This is a genomic window from Pseudomonas sp. Ors-4-3C, from assembly GCF_055755035.1.
The window spans coordinates 1,433,198-1,451,472 of record NZ_CM146900.1 but is presented as its reverse complement, the minus strand read 5'-3'; the positions used below and the strand labels follow the sequence as shown (position 1 = coordinate 1,451,472).

At 62.0% G+C, this 18,275-nt stretch carries 13 protein-coding genes; 10 read left to right on the top strand and 3 right to left on the bottom strand.

The genetic code is table 11. The annotated features are described in order from the left end of the window. Positions 1-74: 74 nt before the first annotated feature. From ACVHNU_RS06520 to ACVHNU_RS06485, 8 genes are all read left to right on the top strand, one after another. Positions 75-2,786, top strand: a complete 2,712-nt coding sequence (locus ACVHNU_RS06520; protein WP_003223572.1) for a TonB-dependent receptor — start codon at positions 75-77, stop codon at positions 2,784-2,786. A gap of 199 nt (positions 2,787-2,985) precedes the next feature. Next, positions 2,986-4,851: an extracellular solute-binding protein gene (locus tag ACVHNU_RS06515; RefSeq protein ID WP_473019253.1), complete on the top strand. Its 1,866-nt coding sequence runs from the start codon at positions 2,986-2,988 to the stop codon at positions 4,849-4,851. 1 nt (position 4,852) lies between these two features. Further along, positions 4,853-5,917 (top strand): microcin C ABC transporter permease YejB, encoded by a 1,065-nt coding sequence (locus ACVHNU_RS06510; RefSeq protein ID WP_262142612.1) that lies wholly within the window; start codon positions 4,853-4,855, stop codon positions 5,915-5,917. Further along, positions 5,917-6,939 carry an ABC transporter permease gene (locus ACVHNU_RS06505; RefSeq protein ID WP_473019252.1) on the top strand — a complete coding sequence of 341 codons (1,023 nt, stop codon included), beginning with the start codon at positions 5,917-5,919 and terminating at the stop codon, positions 6,937-6,939. The genes ACVHNU_RS06510 and ACVHNU_RS06505 overlap by 1 nt, the downstream gene beginning before the upstream one ends. A gap of 14 nt (positions 6,940-6,953) precedes the next feature. Further along, positions 6,954-8,639 (top strand): ABC transporter ATP-binding protein, encoded by a 1,686-nt coding sequence (locus tag ACVHNU_RS06500; protein ID WP_473019251.1) that lies wholly within the window; start codon positions 6,954-6,956, stop codon positions 8,637-8,639. A 117-nt stretch (positions 8,640-8,756) separates the two neighbouring features. Further along, positions 8,757-9,278 (top strand): DUF3455 domain-containing protein, encoded by a 522-nt coding sequence (locus tag ACVHNU_RS06495; RefSeq protein ID WP_110721270.1) that lies wholly within the window; start codon positions 8,757-8,759, stop codon positions 9,276-9,278. A 179-nt stretch (positions 9,279-9,457) separates the two neighbouring features. Continuing rightward, positions 9,458-9,991 (top strand): sigma-70 family RNA polymerase sigma factor, encoded by a 534-nt coding sequence (locus tag ACVHNU_RS06490; protein WP_262142614.1) that lies wholly within the window; start codon positions 9,458-9,460, stop codon positions 9,989-9,991. Further along, positions 9,988-10,689, top strand: coding sequence for an anti-sigma factor (locus ACVHNU_RS06485; protein WP_473019249.1), 702 nt, complete (start codon positions 9,988-9,990; stop codon positions 10,687-10,689). The genes ACVHNU_RS06490 and ACVHNU_RS06485 overlap by 4 nt, the downstream gene beginning before the upstream one ends. Positions 10,690-10,696: 7 nt before the next feature. Here the strand turns inward: ACVHNU_RS06485 and ACVHNU_RS06480 are convergent, their stop codons facing one another. Next, complete coding sequence (locus ACVHNU_RS06480) at positions 10,697-11,788, bottom strand: DUF1615 domain-containing protein (protein ID WP_473019248.1); 1,092 nt, start codon at positions 11,786-11,788, stop codon at positions 10,697-10,699. 257 nt (positions 11,789-12,045) lie between these two features. Between ACVHNU_RS06480 and ACVHNU_RS06475 the strand changes: the two genes are divergently transcribed. After that, positions 12,046-14,250 (top strand): TonB-dependent receptor, encoded by a 2,205-nt coding sequence (locus ACVHNU_RS06475; protein WP_473019247.1) that lies wholly within the window; start codon positions 12,046-12,048, stop codon positions 14,248-14,250. Between the two features lie 208 nt (positions 14,251-14,458). Then, positions 14,459-15,994 carry an FAD-dependent oxidoreductase gene (locus tag ACVHNU_RS06470; protein WP_473019246.1) on the top strand — a complete coding sequence of 512 codons (1,536 nt, stop codon included), beginning with the start codon at positions 14,459-14,461 and terminating at the stop codon, positions 15,992-15,994. Between the two features lie 124 nt (positions 15,995-16,118). On the opposite strand, the gene hemB is transcribed toward ACVHNU_RS06470, so the two are convergent. Together hemB and ACVHNU_RS06460 are read right to left on the bottom strand one after the other, a co-directional pair. Continuing rightward, positions 16,119-17,093 (bottom strand): porphobilinogen synthase, encoded by a 975-nt coding sequence (hemB, locus tag ACVHNU_RS06465; RefSeq protein ID WP_003223551.1) that lies wholly within the window; start codon positions 17,091-17,093, stop codon positions 16,119-16,121. A 246-nt stretch (positions 17,094-17,339) separates the two neighbouring features. Then, positions 17,340-18,038: a glutathione binding-like protein gene (locus ACVHNU_RS06460; protein WP_003223549.1), complete on the bottom strand. Its 699-nt coding sequence runs from the start codon at positions 18,036-18,038 to the stop codon at positions 17,340-17,342. Positions 18,039-18,275: the final 237 nt, after the last annotated feature.

The window sequence follows — 18,275 nt, the reverse complement described above, 5'->3', positions numbered from 1 at the left end:
CGGCACCCCCGTGACCTGCGCAATCAGGGCTCACAAGGCCATTTCGATAACGTCTAATAAAGTCGGAAACAACCATGCTGATGAACACTCCACGCTTTACGCTCAAACCTTTGGTGGCCACGATCTCTCGTCACCGTTTTGTTCCGTTGTATCTGGTGGCCATGGGGATGGGTGCCGGGACTGTGCAAGCCGCCGAGGATGACAACGCGGCCGTGCCCGCTGCGGCAGCGGTGGTGGCGCCGACCACGCAACTGCAACGGGTGGAAGTGACCGGTTCGGCGATTCGCCGGGTCGATGCGGAAACGGCGGTGCCGATCACCATTCTCAAGGCCGATGAGCTGCGCAAACAGGGCGTGACCACCACTGCCGAACTGGTGCAGCGGATCACCGGCAGCCAGTCGATCAACAACAGCGCCGGTTCGGTCGGCGCCGCCACCGGTGGCGCTTCGTTTGCCGACATGCGCGGCATCGGCGCGAACAAGACCCTGGTGCTGCTCAACGGTCGACGCCTGGCCAACAATGCCTTGTCCGGCACCAACTCGGCCGGCGGCGCGGTGGATCTGAACATGATCCCGTTTGCCGCCATCGAGCGCGTGGAGGTCCTGCGCGACGGCGCGTCGGCCCTCTACGGCACCGACGCCATCGGCGGCGTGATCAACTTCATCACCAAGAAATCCATGACCGACGGCCAGTTGACCCTTGGTGGCGAAACCCCGACCCACAGCGGCGGCGGTGCCACCAAAGACATGAGCGCCAGCTGGGGCTATGGCGATCTGGAACAAGACCGCTTCAACGTGCTCGGCGTGTTCAACTACAACAAGCAGCAGAACCTCGACGCCAACGACCGCTCCTTCGCCCGCGACTATGTGCCCGGCCGTGGTCTGGATCAGACCTCCGGCACCGCGTTCCCCGGCAACTACAGCCAGAACGGCAATGCCACCAACCCGTTGGCCAACAGCAATTGCAACGGCCCCAATCTGGTGGCGCGCGACGGTTTGTGCCGCTTCAGCACCCGCGAATACATCGACCTGATTCCGCAAACCGAAAAGACGTCGTTCTTCGGCAAGACCACCGGCAAGCTGGCGGATGACCACAACGTCAACCTCGAATACTTCTGGTCGCGCAACAACAACGCCACGGCGGTCGGCCCGGCACCGCTCACTGGCCTGAGCCTGGATTCCTCGTCGCCCTACTACCCCGGCAACGGCATCACGCCCGGCCCGACCGGCTTCGCCCTCGACCCGACGCAACCGGTCGATGTCAACTGGCGCGAGACTGCTGCCGGCCCGCGTGAATCGAAAGACCAGAACACCAGTCAGCGCTTTCTGCTGAGCTTCGACGGTCTGGTCGGCGGCTGGGATTACAACGTCGGCGCCTCGTACAACCAGAACAAAATCGTCTCCAGCGTCACCAGTGGATATGTCAGCGATCAGGCGATGATCAACGGCCTGGCCAGCGGTCTGCTCAACCCGTTCGGCCCGCAATCCGCCGCCGGTCAGCAGTACATCGACCAGGCCATGTACCACGGCGCCTACTCCACCGCTGTCGGCCGCGTGGCCGGTTTTGACGGACGCATCAGCCGCGAGATCGGTGACTGGTTCGGTGCCGGCCCTTCCGGTCTGGCACTGGGTGGCGAGTACCGCAAAGAGAAATTCCACCAGGACTTCGAACAGTTTGCCGGTGACATCCAGAGCCTCGGCATCGACCCCAACGGCAGTGTCGAAGGCGACCGCAGCGTCAAAGCTGCCTACGCAGAAATCAACGTACCGGTGCTCGACAGCCTCGAACTGTCCGCCGCCGTGCGCCACGACAAATACAGCGACTTCGGCAGCACCACCAACCCGAAATATTCGTTCCGTTATCAGCCGCTCAAAGAGCTGGTGGTGCGCGGCGCGTACAGTGAAGGCTTCCGTGCGCCGTCACTCTACGAGCTGTATTCGCCGCGCAGCATCACTTACACCCAGGGCTACTACAACGACCCGGTGCTGTGTACCGGTGGCGTGGTGCAACCGGGCGGCAACGGCGGGCGCGATTGCGGCCAGCAGTTCCTCAACCAGATCGGCGGCAACGAAGATCTGGCCCCGGAGAAGGCGCGCAACGTGACGCTGGGCTTCGTCTACCAACCGGTCAGTAACCTGTCGGTGGGTCTGGATTTCTGGTGGATTCACATTTCCAACCAGATCCAGCCGTTCCCCGAATCCACCGTGTTCGATCAGGCCGGCAGCTACCCGGATCGCTTCGTGCGCAACGCCGACGGCACGCTTAACTACATCGTCACCGGCAACGCCAACCTCGGCATCGTCGAGACCAACGGTGTCGATGTATCGCTTGACTACCGCTTCCCGAACACCCCTTACGGCCAGTTCGGTCTGGGGCTGCAAGGCACCTACGTCGACAGTTACGACTTTCAGAGCACCATCAAGGGCCCATTCACCGATAAGGTCGGCGACTTCGAAGGGGATGGGGTGATCGCGCGCTGGAAACACAACCTCACCGGCAGCTGGACCTTCGGCGCGGCTCGCGCGTCGCTGACCAACCGCTTCACCACCGGCTACAACGACTACGACCGCGATACCCATGCGCGCGTCGCGTCGTATTCGGTGTGGGACCTGTCGGCCGGCTACACCTTCAACAAGGTGCTGGACGTGGATGCGGGAATGAAGAACATGTTCGACCGCAACCCGCCTTTCACCAACCAGGCCTACAACTTCCAGAGCGGCTATGACCCGCGCTACACCGACCCGCTGGGCCGCACGCTGTTTGCGCGCATGACGTATCACTTCTAAGGCACAAAACACCGCGACACCGGGTGAATGCAAACCTTTGTGGCGAGGGAGCTTGCTCCCGCTTGAGTGCGCAGCACTCACAAAAATCTGCAGGGTTAATCCGATTTTTTGGGGCTGCTTCGCAGCCCAGCGGGAGCAAGCTCCCTCGCCACAGTTTTCAGCGTTGCCAGTGAGTTTTCGGGCTTAGAGGAAAAACTTCATGAGATTCATGCGCAACATGGCAGGCCTGCTGCTCGGCGGCGTTTTGCTCTGCGCCGCCGTGCCGGCAATGGCCGCCGGTAGCTATGCAATGACGGTATACGGCGAGGCGCCGAAGTATCCGGCGGGTTTCGAGCATTTCGATTTCGTCGATCCGCACGCGCCCAAGGGTGGTTCGCTCAGTCGCGCGTCGATGGAAATCGGCCAGTACAACTACATCACTCCGTATGCCGATCAAGGCATTTCCGTGGTGCAGGTCAACGACTGGGTGTATGCGCCTCTGGCGTTCCGTTCGCTCGACGAGCCCTACACCGTTTACGGTCTGGTCGCGCAACAGATGGAACGCGATCCCGAAGGCCTTTGGGTACGCTTCACCCTCAACCCCAAGGCCTGCTTCGCCGACGGCACGCCGATCACCGCCGAGGACGTGCGCTACACCTTCAACCTGCTGATGACCAAGGGCAGCCTGAGCTATCGCCAGCAATACGCCGATGTGCAGGAGGTGCTGATCGAGAATCCGCAGCAGATTCGTTTCACCTTCAAGAACAACCTCAACCGCACCCTCGCGCTGGACCTGGCGACCCTGCGCGTGGTACCCGAGCACTGGTGGCAGACTCGCGATTTCGCCAACGGCGGCGGCTTCGAGCCACCGCTGGGCAGCGGCCCGTATCGGGTGAGCAAGGTCGACGCGGGGCGCAGCATCAGTTTCCAGCGCGACCCGGACTGGTGGGGCAAAGACCTGCCGGTCAGTCGCGGGATGTACAACTTCGACACGCTCACGGTGAATTTCTACGGCGACACCGACGTCGCCCGCCAGCTGTTGCAAGCCGGGGCGTTCGACTACAACCGCGAGTTTTCCTCGTCCGGCTACGTGGTGGGCTACGACAGTCCGGCGCTGCGTGACGGGCGCTTGCAACAGGCGATCCTCGCCCCGGAAAAACCGACGGCGGCCCAAGGCTTCGTGTTCAACCTGCAAAACCCGATTTTTCAGGATCGCCGCGTGCGTCAGGCGATCAGCCTGCTGTGGGATTTCGAATGGACCAACAAGCAGATGATGCGCGGCTTCTACTTGCGCCAGAACAGCTACTGGCCGAAGAGTGAAATGGCCGCGACCGCCCTGCCTGACGCCGAGGAACTGAAGATCCTCGAACCGTTGCGCGGGCAGATTCCCGACGAGGTGTTCACCACGGTGTTTCAGGCGCCGAAAACCGACGGCAGCGGCTACATCCGCGACAAGCAGTTGCAAGCCCTGAAGCTGCTCGCCGAGGCCGGCTGGACGCCGCACAACAATCGGCTGCTCAACGCCGCCGGTGAACCGCTGGAATTCACCTTCCTCGACGGTCAGGGCGGTTTTGATCGCATGCTGTTGCCGTTCAAACGCACCCTCGCGCAGATCGGCATCACCCTCAATCTGCGCCGCATCGACTCGGCGCAATACGTCAATCGGCTCAATGCCCGCGACTACGACATGATCGTCACCAGTTTTCCACGCAGTGGCGATCCGATCGTCTCCCCCGGCCGCGAGCTGTACAGCCTGTACGCCTCGCAAAGTGCCACGCAAGTCGGCAGTTCGAACTCGATGGTGTTGGCCAACCCGGCGGTCGATCAACTGATTGACGGGCTGGTCAAGGCCGACACCCGCGACGCCATGGTGCATTACGCTCGCGCCCTCGACCGGGTGCTGCAATGGGGTTACTACATGATTCCCAACTACTACTCCAAAGGCACGCCGACGGTGTATCAGAACCGCTTCGGCATGCCGCCGGTGCAACCGGCGTACGACGAAGGCCTCAACACCTGGTGGGAGGTCTCGGCCAAGCCGTTGACCACGCAACAGATGCACACCCAGCTCGCGGGGGGCCAGTGACATGCTGCGCTATCTGAGTCGACGCTTGCTGCTGATCATCCCCACGCTGCTGTGCATTCTGGTGGTCAATTTCCTGATTGTGCAGGCCGCGCCGGGCGGCCCGGTGGAGCAAGCCATTGCGCGCCTGCAAGGTTTCGGCGGACACAGCATGGGCGGCGGCGGTGAAGTCGCCGCGGTTGGCGGTGCCGGGCGCAGCAGCCGCGGCCTCGATCCGGCGCTGATCGAGGAAATCAAACACCACTACGGCTTCGACAAACCGATGCACGAACGCCTGTGGCTGATGCTGAAAAACTACGCACAGCTGGATCTGGGCAGCAGTTTTTTTCGCGGCGCCAAGGTCACCGATCTGATCGTGCAGAAGCTGCCGGTGTCGTTGTCGCTCGGCCTGTGGGCAACGCTGATCACCTACCTGATTTCAATTCCGCTGGGCATCCGCAAAGCGATCAGGAACGGCAGCGCATTCGATGTCTGGAGCAGCACGGCGATCATCATCGGCTACGCGATGCCGGCGTTTCTGTTTGCGATTCTGCTGATCGTGGTGTTCGCCGGCGGCAGCTATGTCAACTGGTTTCCGGTGCAGGGCCTGGTGTCGGATAACTTCGACAGCCTCGGCACATTGGGCAAGATCGGCGACTACCTCTGGCACCTGGTGCTGCCGGTCACGGCGCTGGTGATCGGTGGGTTCGCCACCCTGACCATCCTCACCAAAAACAGCTTTCTCAACGAGATCAGCCGCCAGTACGTGATCACAGCGCGGGCCAAGGGTCTGACCGAGCGCCGCGTGCTTTACGGCCACGTATTTCGCAACGCCATGCTGTTGGTGGTGGCCGGAGTGCCCTCGGCGCTGATCGAGGTGTTTTTCGCCGGTTCCTTGCTGATCGAAACCATCTTCAACCTCGACGGCCTCGGACGCATGAGTTACGAGGCGGCGGTGTCGCGCGACTACCCGGTGGTGTTCGGCGCGTTGTTCCTGTTCACCCTGTTCGGCCTGTTGATCAAGCTGATCGGCGACCTCAGCTACACCCTGCTCGACCCGCGCATCGACTTCTCGGCGAGGACTGCCTGATGTTCACACTCTCTCCTCTGGGTCAGCGCCGGGTCGCGCAGTTCAAGGCCAATCGCCGTGGGCGCTGGTCGTTGTGGCTGTTCCTCGGGCTGTGCCTGATCTGCCTCGGTGGCGAACTGATCGCCAACGACAAGCCGCTGCTGATCCGCTACCACGACGCTTGGTACTTCCCGATCCTCAGCGATTACCTGGAAACCGATTTCGGCGGCGAGCTGCCGTTCCAGCCGGATTACGCCAGCGCTTACGTGCACTCGCTGATCGAGGATCAGGGCGGCTGGATGCTGTTTCCGCCGATCCCGTTCAGCTACGACACGGTCAATTACGACCTGACTGAACCGGCACCCAGCCCACCCTCTTCGAGCAATTGGCTGGGCACCGACGATCAGGCCCGGGACGTGTTGGCGCGGGTGATTTTCGGCACACGAATTTCGATTCTGTTTGCGCTGATCCTCACCGGCATCAGTGCGTTGGTCGGCATCGTTGCCGGGGCGTTGCAGGGTTATTACGGCGGCTGGGTCGATTTGCTTGGGCAACGGGTGCTGGAGATCTGGTCGGGACTGCCGGTGCTGTATCTGCTGATCATCTTGTCCGGGTTTGTCTCGCCGAGTTTCTGGTGGCTGCTGGGGATCATGGCGCTGTTTTCCTGGCTGGCGCTGGTGGATGTGGTGCGCGCCGAGTTCCTGCGTGGACGCAATCTGGAATACGTCAAAGCCGCGCGGGCGCTGGGCCTGACCGACAGTGAGCTGATGTGCCGGCACATCCTGCCCAACGCGATGACCTCCACCCTGACCTACTTGCCGTTCATTCTGACCGGCGCCATCGCCACCCTCACCGCTCTGGACTTCCTCGGTTTCGGCATGCCGGCCGGGACCGCCTCGCTGGGCGAACTGATCGGCCAGGCCAAGCGCAATCTGCAGGCGCCGTGGCTGGGGCTGACGGCGTTTTTTGCCTTGGCGCTGATTTTGTCCTTATTGGTATTCATCGGTGAGGCTTGCCGAGATGCGTTTGATCCACGATCTTGATCCAAGGAGCTGACATGCAAAACAATTTGATCGAGATCCGCGACCTGCGTGTTGCCTTTGGCGAACAGACGGTGGTGCACGGTTTGAACCTCGATATCCGCCGCGGCGAATGCCTGGCGCTGGTCGGTGAGTCCGGCTCAGGCAAGTCGGTCACGGCACATTCGATTTTGCGCCTGTTGCCGGGGAAAACCGTCAGCAGCAGCGGTTCGATTGCTTACAACGGGGTGAACTTGCTGGACGCCAGCGAGCAGCAGATGCGCGGTTTGCGCGGTAACCGGATTGCGATGATTTTCCAGGAGCCGATGACCTCGCTCAATCCACTGCACACCGTGGAACGACAGGTCAGCGAAGTGCTGGAGATTCACAAGGGCCTCAAGGGCCGCGCCGCCCGTGAGCGCACTTTGGAATTGCTCGAACTGGTGGGCATTCGCCAACCTCTACAGCGCTTGAAAGCCTACCCGCATCAGCTCTCCGGCGGTCAGCGGCAACGGGTGATGATTGCGATGGCGCTGGCCAATGAGCCGGAACTGCTGATCGCCGATGAGCCGACCACGGCGCTGGACGTCACCGTGCAGCAGAAGATTCTCGAGCTGCTGATCGAGCTGCAACAGCGGCTCGGCATGTCGATGCTGCTGATCAGTCATGATCTCAATCTGGTGCGGCGCATCGCGCAACGGGTGTGCGTGATGCGCCACGGCGAAATCGTCGAACAGGCCGACTGCGAGACGCTGTTTCGCGCGCCGCAGCACCCTTACAGCCGCTTGCTGATCGAGGCTGAGCCGAGCGGTGCACCGGTGCCGAGTCCGTACCAGCACAACCTGCTGGAAGTCGATGATCTGAAGGTCTGGTTTCCCCTGCCCAAGGCTCTGTTCAGTCGTTCGCAGGCGTACATCAAAGCGGTGGACGGGGTCAGTTTCCGCTTGCAACGCGGCAAGACCCTGGGGATTGTCGGCGAGTCCGGTTCGGGCAAATCGACGCTGGGCCAGGCGATCCTGCGGCTGGTGGAATCCGAGGGCGATATCCGCTTCGGCAACAAGCAGTTGAGCCTGCTCAATCAACGCTTGATGCGACCATTACGGCGGCAGATTCAGGTGGTGTTCCAGGACCCGTTCGGCAGCCTGAGCCCGCGAATGTCGGTGCAGCAGATCATTGCCGAAGGGTTGCTGACCCACGGCATCGGCACCGAGCCCGAGCGCGAAGCAGCGGTGATTCGCGTGCTGGAGGAAGTCGGCCTCGACCCCAAGAGTCGCCATCGCTATCCCCACGAATTCTCCGGCGGCCAACGCCAGCGCATCTCCATCGCCCGCGCACTGGTGCTGGAGCCGGCGCTGATCCTGCTCGACGAGCCGACCTCGGCGCTGGATCGCACGGTGCAGAAACAAGTGGTGGACTTGTTGCGGCAATTGCAGATCAAGCATGGACTGACGTATCTGTTTATCAGCCATGACCTGGCGGTGGTGCATGCGCTGGCCCATGACTTGATGGTGATCAAGGATGGCAAGGTGGTGGAACAGGGCTCGTCGCGGGAGATTTTTGCCGCACCGCAGCATCCCTATACCCAGGAACTGCTGAAAGCCTCCGGCCTCAAGCCCGCTGAAGCCCCCTGTGGGAGCGAGCTTGCTCGCGAAAGCGGTGGTTCAGATATAAATGAGTCGACTGACACTACGCATTCGCGAGCAAGCTCGCTCCCACAGTTTTGATTTGCAGAGATTGAACAATATTTGTCGGGCACTGCATCCAAATGCCTCCGCCACGGGTAGTCCCTGTAACAGCCCTCTTCGGCTGTCAGCCGTCTACCCCTTTCGGAGATAACACTGATGAACATCACTCAACTGATTGGCCTCACCGGTTTGCTCGCCCTGTCCTCGACAACCTTCGCCCAAAGCAGTTACCCCGACGCAATCAAAGTCCCGGACGGTCACAAGATCGCCCTGGAAACCACTGGCGTCGGCGAGATCACTTACGAATGCCGCGACAAGCCCAACGCGGCCGGGCAGACCGAATGGACTTTCGTCGGCCCTAAAGCGGTGCTCAATGATCGCAGCGGCAAGCAGGTCGGCACCTACTTCGGCCCGCCCGCCACCTGGCAGGCCAAGGACGGTTCGAAAGTCACCGGCACGCAACTGGCAGTCGCCCCGTCGAGCCCGGGCAACCTGCCCTATCAACTGGTCAAGGCCAACCCCGCTGAAGGCAAAGGCGCGATGAGTGGCGTGAGCTACATCCAGCGTGTCGCGCTCAAGGGCGGCGTAGCGCCAGGCAGCGAATGCACGGCAGCGAACAAGGGCAAGCAGGAAGTGGTGAAGTATCAGGCCGACTACATTTTCTGGGCGGCGAACTGATTTCCCGATCCCGCACAAATCTTCCTTGTGGGAGGGGGCTTGCTCCCGAAGGCGGTGTGTCAGCCACCCTCTCGTTCACTGACACAGCGCCTTCGGGAGCAAGCCCCCTCCCACACAGGCGTCCACAGGGACACCCGGGTTGTCTGGATGTTTGCGGAATGTGAGCTAGATTGCACCCCATGTCTTTGCCTGAACCGGTGTTTGATTACGAAGCCCGTCTCGCTGCCTGTGCCCGCGGCGAGCAGTCGGCCCTGCGCGATTTGTACGTGCAGGAAGGCCCGCGCCTGCTCGGCGTTGCCAAACGACTGGTACGTGACGCGGCGCTGGCCGAAGACATCGTGCATGAGGCGTTTATCAAGATCTGGAACGGTGCGGCGCAATTTGATCCGGCGCGCGGTTCAGCGCGCGGCTGGATGTTCAGCGTGACCCGGCATCTGGCGTTGAACCAGCTGCGTGATCAAAGCCGGGAGACGCCGTTCAACGAAGAGCACGATGCCGTGCCTGACGAGGACGCCTTCGATGTGCAGGGCCATTCGGCGCGGATCCATCGTTGTCTGGAACAACTCGACCCGCAGCGGCGAAGCTGCATTCTCCACGCCTATGTCGACGGCTACAGTCATGCACAGATTTCCGCGCGCCTGGACACGCCGCTGGGCACGGTCAAAGCCTGGATCAAACGCAGCCTCAACGCTTTGCGGGAGTGCATGGGATGACCACTGAATCGGCGCAGGAACGTGATGAACTGGCCAGTGAATACGTGCTCGGCACCCTGTCGGCGCCGGAGCGTGAAGCGCTGCAACAGCGCTTGCCCCACGACCCCGAATTGCAAGCGGCGGTGGCTGCCTGGGAGCGACGCTTGCTCGACCTGACCGAATTTGCCGGGACGCAGCAGCCTTCGCCGCACTTGTGGCCGCGCATCGAGCGCAGTGTCGAGCGGTTCGCGCAAAAAGCGCCGGCTGCGCCGTCAACCTCGTGGTGGAATCTGCTGCCGCTGTGGCGCGGGCTGAGTGCGGCCGGCTTGGTCGCCACATTGGTTTTGGGCTCGATCCTGCTGACGCAGACCACGCCGAAGCCGAATTATCTGGTGGTGCTGGTCGCGCCGCAGGACAAGGCGCCAGGCTGGGTGATTCAGGCCAGTAATCCACGGGAAATTCAGTTGATCCCGCTGGGCGTGGTCGAAGTGCCGGCGGACAAGGCGCTGGAGTTCTGGACCAAGGCTGACGGCTGGCAAGGGCCGGTGTCGCTGGGGCTGGTCAAACCGGGCGAGGCGCTGTCGGTGCCTCTGGACAAGCTGCCGCCGCTGCAACCGAATCAGCTGTTCGAGCTGACGCTGGAAGGCGCCAATGGCTCGCCGATCGGTAAACCGACCGGGCCGATTCAGGCGATTGGTCGCGCGGTCAAAGTGCTGTGACGGCGTCTCACCCGCCCCTCGCCATGCAGCGTTTGTAGCGCTCATCCACCCGTTTGGCGAACCATGCCGTGGTCAATTTGCGGGTGATTTTCGGGCTCTGCAGCACGATCCCCGGCAACACCGCGCGCGGCAAAGTCTTGCCTTCGGCCTTCTCGGCCAGTTCGAACACTCGTTGATAAAGCTTGGTGTCTTCAAACTCCAGAGTCTTGCCCTTCTCCAGTTGATCGCGAATGGTCGGGTTGCGCATGCCCAGCGACTTGCCGAGGGTGCGCACCGCCAGCTCGGTGCTACCGGGCATGATCGAGTCGTAGCGGATCACATCGCCATCCAGCGCCAGCGGGATGCCCGAGGCTCGGCTGACGGCGTTCTGGAACGCGGCATTGCGGCTGGCGTACCAACCAGCGTTGAAGTCGGCAAAGCGATACAGCGGCTCGTGATAACTCACCGGATAGCCGAGCAAATGGGCGATGCCGAAGTACATGCCGCCACGGCGGGTGAACACTTCGTGGCGAATCGTGCCGCTTACCGGGTACGGATAATCCTTGGCGTGTTGCTCGGCGAATTCGACGCTGACCTGCATCGGCCCGGCGGTGTGTACCGGGTTGAAGCCGCCGAACAAGGTGCGGCCCATCGGCACCATGCCGATGAAGTCGTCGAAGATTGCGCTCAGCTCTTTCTCGCTGCGTGCCGCGTTGAGGCGTTCGCTATAGGTTTTGCCGGTGGGCGAACGCACGGCCAGTGCGGCGCTGACCAGCATTCCGGGGATGTGTGCCTTGCCGGCACGGCGGTCGATTTCGTCGCGGGCGATCTTGCCCAGGCCCGGCACCGTCGGGTCGACCTGAAAAGTCGACTCCTGCTCGGCCACGGCCAGCACCGAACAGAGGTTTTGTGTGGTCGGGCTGATGTGCTGGGCGGCGAACGCGGCGTAGATGTCGGTGGCCCAGCCCTGGCGGTCGGGCACTTTCGCCGGCATCAGCCGCACGATTTCGGCCTTCACTTCGGCGGGCGCACGCGGCACCGGCGCCTGGCTGCGCTGGCCGGCGCAACCGGCGAGCACCAGCAGCGCGGCGAGGGAGATCAGTAATCGAGGGGTGTGCATGGCGCTCCTTGGCGTGCATTGAGGCGGGTTCACCATACGATCAAAAGTGTGACGCAGGCTAGGACTGTGACCTTTGTGGTGAGGGGATTTATCCCCTCACCACAGGTTTCCATTCAGGTCTGGAATTGCAGCAAGATAAACCGTTTGCAAAACGTTACTGCGAACTCCTATCATTTGCGCCTGGAGTCGCATTTGCGCAAGGAGTTCCCCGCGCCGTTCTAATTTTCTCATCGGCGGCGCGCCGCCAGGTACGAAACATGTCCACTCCAGCTCGACCCGGTGTTCCTTTTCGCCCAACGCTTCTCGCTTTGCTGTGCTCCCTGACGGTCACTGCCTACGCGGCCGATGAAAACAGCAAGGCGTTGGTGCTCGACAACGTCAACATCAATGCCCAGGCGCCGACGCCCAGCGCCCTGCCCCCGGTTTATTCCGGTGGTCAGGTCGCCCGTGGCGGTCAGCTCGGCGTGTTGGGCAATCAGGACATGATGGATGTGCCGTTCAGTGCCACGTCCTACACCGAACAGCTGATTCAGGACCAGCAGGCCGAAGACGTCGCCGACGTGCTGCTCAACGATTCTTCGGTACGTCAGGCCTCGGGTTTCTCCAACCAGGCGCAGGTGTTCATGATCCGCGGCCTGCCGCTGAACGGTGATGACATTTCCTATAACGGCCTGTACGGCGTGCTGCCGAGGCAGATCATTTCCACCGACGCCCTGGAGCGCGTGGAAGTGTTCAAAGGCCCGAACGCCTTCATCAACGGCGTAACCCCGACCGGTTCCGGCATCGGCGGCGGCGTCAATCTGCAACCCAAGCGTGCCGGCGACGAGCCGCTGCGCCGCTACACCACCGACATCAACAGCGAAGGCCGCATCGGTCAGCACTTCGACATCGGCCAGCGTTTCGGCGAAGACAATCGCTTCGGCGCGCGGATCAACCTGTCCCAGCGTGAAGGTGACACCGGCATCGACCACGAAAACCAGCGCTCGAAACTGTTCAGTCTCGGCCTTGATTATCGCGGTGACGCGCTGCGTATTTCCGGCGACTTCGCCTATCAGAAGGAACGCGTCAACGGTGGCCGCAACTCGGTCAACCTCGGCACCGCCACGCACATTCCGGACGCGCCGTCGGCCGACACCAATTACGCGCCGAAGTGGGGTTACACCGACATCGAAGACACCTTCGGCATGCTCCGCGCCGAATACGACTTGAACGACAACTGGACCGCGTACGTCGCCGGCGGCGCCAAGCACACCCGCGAAGTCGGGCGCTACAATTCGACCACGCTGGTGGGCAACAACGGCGCCTCGTTCACCACCGGCTCGTTCATTCCTCACGATGAAGACAACACCAGCCTGATGGCCGGCCTGAACGGCAAGTTCAACACCGGTGCTGTCAGCCACAAGCTCAACTTCGGCCTCAGCGGTCTGTGGGCGGAACAGCGCAGCGCCTATGATTTCGACCTGACCAAGTACGCCAACAACATCTACCACCCGGTGGAAACCCCGTCGCCGGTCGGCAACTTTTCCGGCGGCGACGTCAGCGATCCGGGCATTGTCGGCAAGACCTTCAACCGCAGCCTCGCGCTCTCCGACACCCTCGGTTTCTTCGATGATCGCCTGTTGATCACCGCCGGCCTGCGTCGCCAGCAACTGGTGGTGCAGGGCTACAACTACGCCAGTTACGGCAGCGGCAGCCGCAAGTCGAGCTACGACGAATCGATCACCACGCCGGTCTACGGCATCGTGTTCAAGCCGTGGGAGCACGTGTCGTTCTACGCCAACCACATCGAAGGCCTGGCGCAAGGCCCGACCTCGCCGGCCAGCACCGGTGGCTTCCAGGTAACCAACGGCAACGAAGTCTACGCGCCGGCACGCTCCAAGCAGACCGAGGCCGGAGTCAAAGTCGACATGGGCACTTACGGTGCGAGCCTGGGCGTGTATCGCATCGAGCAGCCAAGCGATGGTTACTGTGAAATCAACAGTGCCACCACTTGCACCTACGTGCGTGAAGGCGAGCAGATCAACAAAGGCGTGGAAATGAACGTCTTCGGCGAGCCGATCAGCGGCCTGCGCCTGCTCAGCGGCGTGACCGTGATGCACACCGAACTGAAGAACACCCAGAACGGCGCCAACGACGGTAACCGTGCCATTGGCGTGCCGAGCTTCCAGTTCAACGCCGGCGCCGACTGGGATGTGCCGGGCCTGCAAGGCGTGGCGCTGAATGCGCGGATGCTGCGCACCGGCGGCCAATATGCCGACGCGGCCAACAATCTCAGTCTGCCGACCTGGAACCGCTTCGACGCGGGTGCGCGTTACGCGTTCAAGGTCTCGCAGAAAGATGTGACCCTGCGTCTGGGCGTCGAAAACCTGGCCAACAAGAAATACTGGGAATCGGCTCAGGGCGGCTATCTGACTCAGGGTGAGCCGCGCGTGGCGAAGTTGTCGGGCACCATCGACTTCTAACCCGTCATCCCTTCGTAACAAGGGCCCCGCAGCTTTGCCGTTGCGGGGCCTTTTTTTGCGCCGGGTCATAAGCCCCCTTCGCGAGCAGGCGAGCTCCCACCTTGGAATGCGTTCGACTGTGGTAGCGGGCTTACTCGCGAAGAGGCCGGCACTGGCTACCCTTTCCATCTGATCCATACTTGCTGCACAGCCAACGGAGGACAGGCCCATGAACCGCAGTGACGTTCTGATCATCGGCGCCGGCCCCACCGGTCTGGTGCTGGCCCTGTGGCTGAGCAAACTCGGTGTGCGCGTGCGCATCATCGACAAGGCCTCCGCCCCCGGCAGCACCTCACGTGCGCTGGCGGTGCAGGCGCGCACGCTGGAGTTGTACCGGCAACTGGACTTGGCCGACACCGTGGTGCGCAACGGCCATCGGGTGGCGGCGGCGAATTTCTGGGTCAACGGCAAACCGGTCGCGCAATTGCCGCTGAACCGCATCGGCGAAGGCCTGACGCCGTACGCATTCGTCGAAATCTTCCCGCAGGATCAACACGAACGGCTGCTGATCGAGCGTCTCGAAGACTACGGCGTCACCGTCGAACGCGACACCACCCTGGAAAGTTTCGAAGAGACCGGCGACGGCCTCACCGCGCATTTGCGCCTGCCCGATGGCGAACAGGAAATCTGCCAGGCCTGCTATCTGGCGGGATGTGATGGCGCCCGCTCAGTGGTGCGCAAAACCCTCGACACCGGTTTCCCCGGCGGCACCTATCAGCAGATTTTCTACGTCGCCGACGTCAAGGCCAGCGGCCCGGCGATGAACGGTGAGCTGCACCTGGATCTGGATGAAGCGGACTTCCTCGCAGTGTTTCCACTGGCCGGCGAAGGCCGTGCCCGCCTGATCGGCACGGTGCGTGACGAGCGCGCGGATCGCGCCGAAAGCCTGGAATTCTCCGATGTCAGCAGCCGCGCCATCGAACACCTGAAAGTGCACATCGAAGACGTGAACTGGTTCTCGACCTACCGCGTGCACCACCGCGTGGCCGAGCACTTTCGCAGCGGTCGGGCGTTTCTGCTCGGCGACGCCGCGCACGTGCACAGCCCGGCGGGCGGTCAGGGCATGAACACCGGCATCGGCGATGCGATCAACCTGGCATGGAAACTCGCCGCCGTGCTCAACGGCAGCGCCACGGCGAAGCTGCTCGACACGTACGAAACCGAACGCATCGCCTTCGCCCGGCGACTCGTATCGACCACCGACAAAGTGTTCAGTTTCGTCACCGCCGAGGGGCGCATCGCCGATCTGCTGCGCACGCGCCTGGCACCGTTTCTGATCCCGAAAATGGCCTCATTCGAGGTCAGCCGCGAGTTCCTCTTCCGCACCGTCTCGCAAGTCACCCTCAACTACCGCGGCATGCCGCTGAGTCAGGGTACGGCCGGCCACGTCCACGGCGGTGACCGCTTGCCGTGGGCGCATGATGGTGAGGGGGATAATTACGAACCGCTGCGGCAGCCGTGCTGGCAGGTGCATGTGTACGGCGACACCAGCGACGAGATGATCGCCTGGTGCAATGAACACAACCTGCCGCTGCACGTGTTCGACTGGCGGCCGGCGTTTGATACGGCGGGGTTGGCGCGTAACGGGTTTTATCTGCTGCGCCCGGATACCTATGTGGCGATTGCCGATAACAGTGCGGATCCGAAGGTGATCGAGCGGTATTTCAGGGATCACGGCATCCGCCCCTACGTCCACTGCCCCTGACACAGCACAACCCCCCTGTGGGAGCGGGCTTGCTCGCGAAGGCGTCGTGTCAGTCAACCCATTCGTTGCTGATACACCGCCTTCGTGAGCAAGCCCGCTCCCACAGGGGGTTATGCGGTGGGGTTCAGATCCCGGCCAATGCCAGATCCATCGCAAAGTAAGTAAAGATCAGATCCGCACCCGCGCGCTTGATCGCGCCCAGGCTTTCACGCACCACACGGTCCTCGTCGATCGCGCCGGCCTGCGCACCGAACTTGATCATCGCGTACTCGCCGCTGACCTGATACGCCGACAGCGGCAGGTTCGAGGCTTCACGAATGTCGCGGATGATGTCGAGGTACGCGCCGGCCGGTTTGACCATCAGCGCGTCGGCGCCTTCCTGCTCGTCGAGCAGCGATTCACGCAGGGCTTCGCGGCGGTTCATCGGGTTCATCTGATAGCTTTTGCGGTCGCCCTTCAGCGCACTGCCACCGGCCTCGCGGAACGGGCCGTACAGTGCCGAGGCAAATTTGGTCGAATAAGCCATGATCGGAATCTGGGTGAAACCCGCGTCATCCAGCGCGCGGCGAATCGCCCGCACCTGACCGTCCATCGCCGCCGACGGGGCAATCACGTCAGCGCCGGCACGCGCCGCGGCCACCGCCTGTTTACCAAGGTTGATCAGGGTCTGGTCGTTGTCGACTTCGTGGTTGTGCATCACACCGCAGTGGCCGTGATCGGTGTATTCACAGAAGCAGGTGTCGGACATCACGATCATTTCCGGCACGGCGTCTTTGGCAATCCGCGACATGCGCGAAACCAGGCCGTTTTCGCGCCAGGTGTCGCTGCCGTTGGCGTCCAGATGATGGGATACGCCAAAGGTCATCACCGACTTGATGCCGGCACGGGCATAGCGCTCGATTTCGCTGGCCAGCTTGCGCTCGGGAATGCGCATCACCCCCGGCATGCTCTTGATCGGCACGAAGTCATCGATCTCTTCTTCGACGAAAATCGGCAGCACCAGATCATTCAGGCTGAACTCGGTTTCCTGGAACAGACTGCGCAGGCTCGCATTGCGGCGCAGACGGCGGGGACGTGCTTCGGGGAACTGGCTGGACATGGATCTTCCTGAAAACGGCAGATGAGACGAAAGTCGTAGGGGGCGAAGCTTATGCCTTCGGTGGGCGCAGGTACAAACCTGGATCAATCAAGAGTGCATTACCGGGGGTGCAATAATCCGTCAGACAACACACGTTGCCCTGTAGGAGTGAGCCCGCTCGCGATGACGGTGTATCAGTCGACGTCCATGTTGGCTGACACGGCGCCATCGCGAGCAGGCTCACTCCTACAGGGGGTCGTGCGCAAATCAGGAAGGAATGGTCAGCCCCCGAACAACCGCCGGCCGCGCCAGAAAGCGCTCCAGCACCCGGGTCACGTTCGGGAAGTTATTGATCCCGACCAGATCCCCTGCCTCATAGAACCCGATCAGGTTACGCACCCACGGGAACGTGGCAATGTCGGCGATGGTGTAGCGCTCGCCCATGATCCACTCGCGACCTTCCAGGCGTTTGTCGAGCACGTTGAGCAGGCGCTTGCTCTCCTCGACATAGCGGTCACGCGGACGCTTGTCCTCGTAGTCCTTGCCGGCGAATTTGTTGAAGAAACCGAGCTGGCCGAACATCGGGCCGATACCGCCCATCTGGAACATCAGCCACTGAATCGTCTCGTAACGCAGCGCGCCTTCCTGCGCCAGCAACTGGCCGCTCTTGTCGGCGAGGTAGATCAGGATCGCGCCGGACTCGAACAGCGGCAGCGGCTGGTCTTGCGGGCCGTGGGGATCGAGGATCGCCGGGATCTTGTTGTTGGGGTTCAGCGACAGGAACTCGGGAGACAGCTGATCCTGCGTGTCGAAGCCCACGCGGTGCGGCTCGTAGGGCAGGCCGATCTCTTCGAGCATGATCGAGACCTTGACGCCGTTGGGGGTCGGCAGGGAATAGAGCTGAATCCAGTCAGGGTACTGCGCGGGCCATTTGTGGGTGATGGGGAACGCGGACAGATCGGTCATGGGAAGCATCCAGTCACATGGGAAGCAATGATCATAATGTAGGAGCTGCCGCAGGCTGCGATCTTTTGATCTGGCTTTAAAAACCAAGATCAAAAGATCGCAGCCTGCGGCAGCTCCTACACGAACCGTAACATCCTGCGGGTAAGGTGCCTGAACCAAACCGGCCTCAGAGGACTCTGAGCTATGCCTTTCGCACAGGAAGCGCAACACACGACATGGACAACATCCGGTGCTGGG

What these genes read in the sequence shown, in the direction of transcription:
- ACVHNU_RS06490 (WP_262142614.1), top strand. Translation starts at nt 9,458, where the DNA reads ATGTCTTTGCCTGAACCGGTGTTTGATTACGAAGCCCGTCTCGCTGCC.
- ACVHNU_RS06475 (WP_473019247.1), top strand. Translation starts at nt 12,046, where the DNA reads ATGTCCACTCCAGCTCGACCCGGTGTTCCTTTTCGCCCAACGCTTCTC.
- ACVHNU_RS06460 (WP_003223549.1), bottom strand. Translation starts at nt 18,038, where the DNA reads ATGACCGATCTGTCCGCGTTCCCCATCACCCACAAATGGCCCGCGCAG.
- ACVHNU_RS06510 (WP_262142612.1), top strand. Translation starts at nt 4,853, where the DNA reads ATGCTGCGCTATCTGAGTCGACGCTTGCTGCTGATCATCCCCACGCTG.
- ACVHNU_RS06480 (WP_473019248.1), bottom strand. Translation starts at nt 11,788, where the DNA reads ATGCACACCCCTCGATTACTGATCTCCCTCGCCGCGCTGCTGGTGCTC.
- ACVHNU_RS06485 (WP_473019249.1), top strand. Translation starts at nt 9,988, where the DNA reads ATGACCACTGAATCGGCGCAGGAACGTGATGAACTGGCCAGTGAATAC.
- ACVHNU_RS06520 (WP_003223572.1), top strand. Translation starts at nt 75, where the DNA reads ATGCTGATGAACACTCCACGCTTTACGCTCAAACCTTTGGTGGCCACG.
- ACVHNU_RS06495 (WP_110721270.1), top strand. Translation starts at nt 8,757, where the DNA reads ATGAACATCACTCAACTGATTGGCCTCACCGGTTTGCTCGCCCTGTCC.
- ACVHNU_RS06500 (WP_473019251.1), top strand. Translation starts at nt 6,954, where the DNA reads ATGCAAAACAATTTGATCGAGATCCGCGACCTGCGTGTTGCCTTTGGC.
- ACVHNU_RS06505 (WP_473019252.1), top strand. Translation starts at nt 5,917, where the DNA reads ATGTTCACACTCTCTCCTCTGGGTCAGCGCCGGGTCGCGCAGTTCAAG.
- ACVHNU_RS06515 (WP_473019253.1), top strand. Translation starts at nt 2,986, where the DNA reads ATGAGATTCATGCGCAACATGGCAGGCCTGCTGCTCGGCGGCGTTTTG.
- hemB (WP_003223551.1), bottom strand. Translation starts at nt 17,093, where the DNA reads ATGTCCAGCCAGTTCCCCGAAGCACGTCCCCGCCGTCTGCGCCGCAAT.
- ACVHNU_RS06470 (WP_473019246.1), top strand. Translation starts at nt 14,459, where the DNA reads ATGAACCGCAGTGACGTTCTGATCATCGGCGCCGGCCCCACCGGTCTG.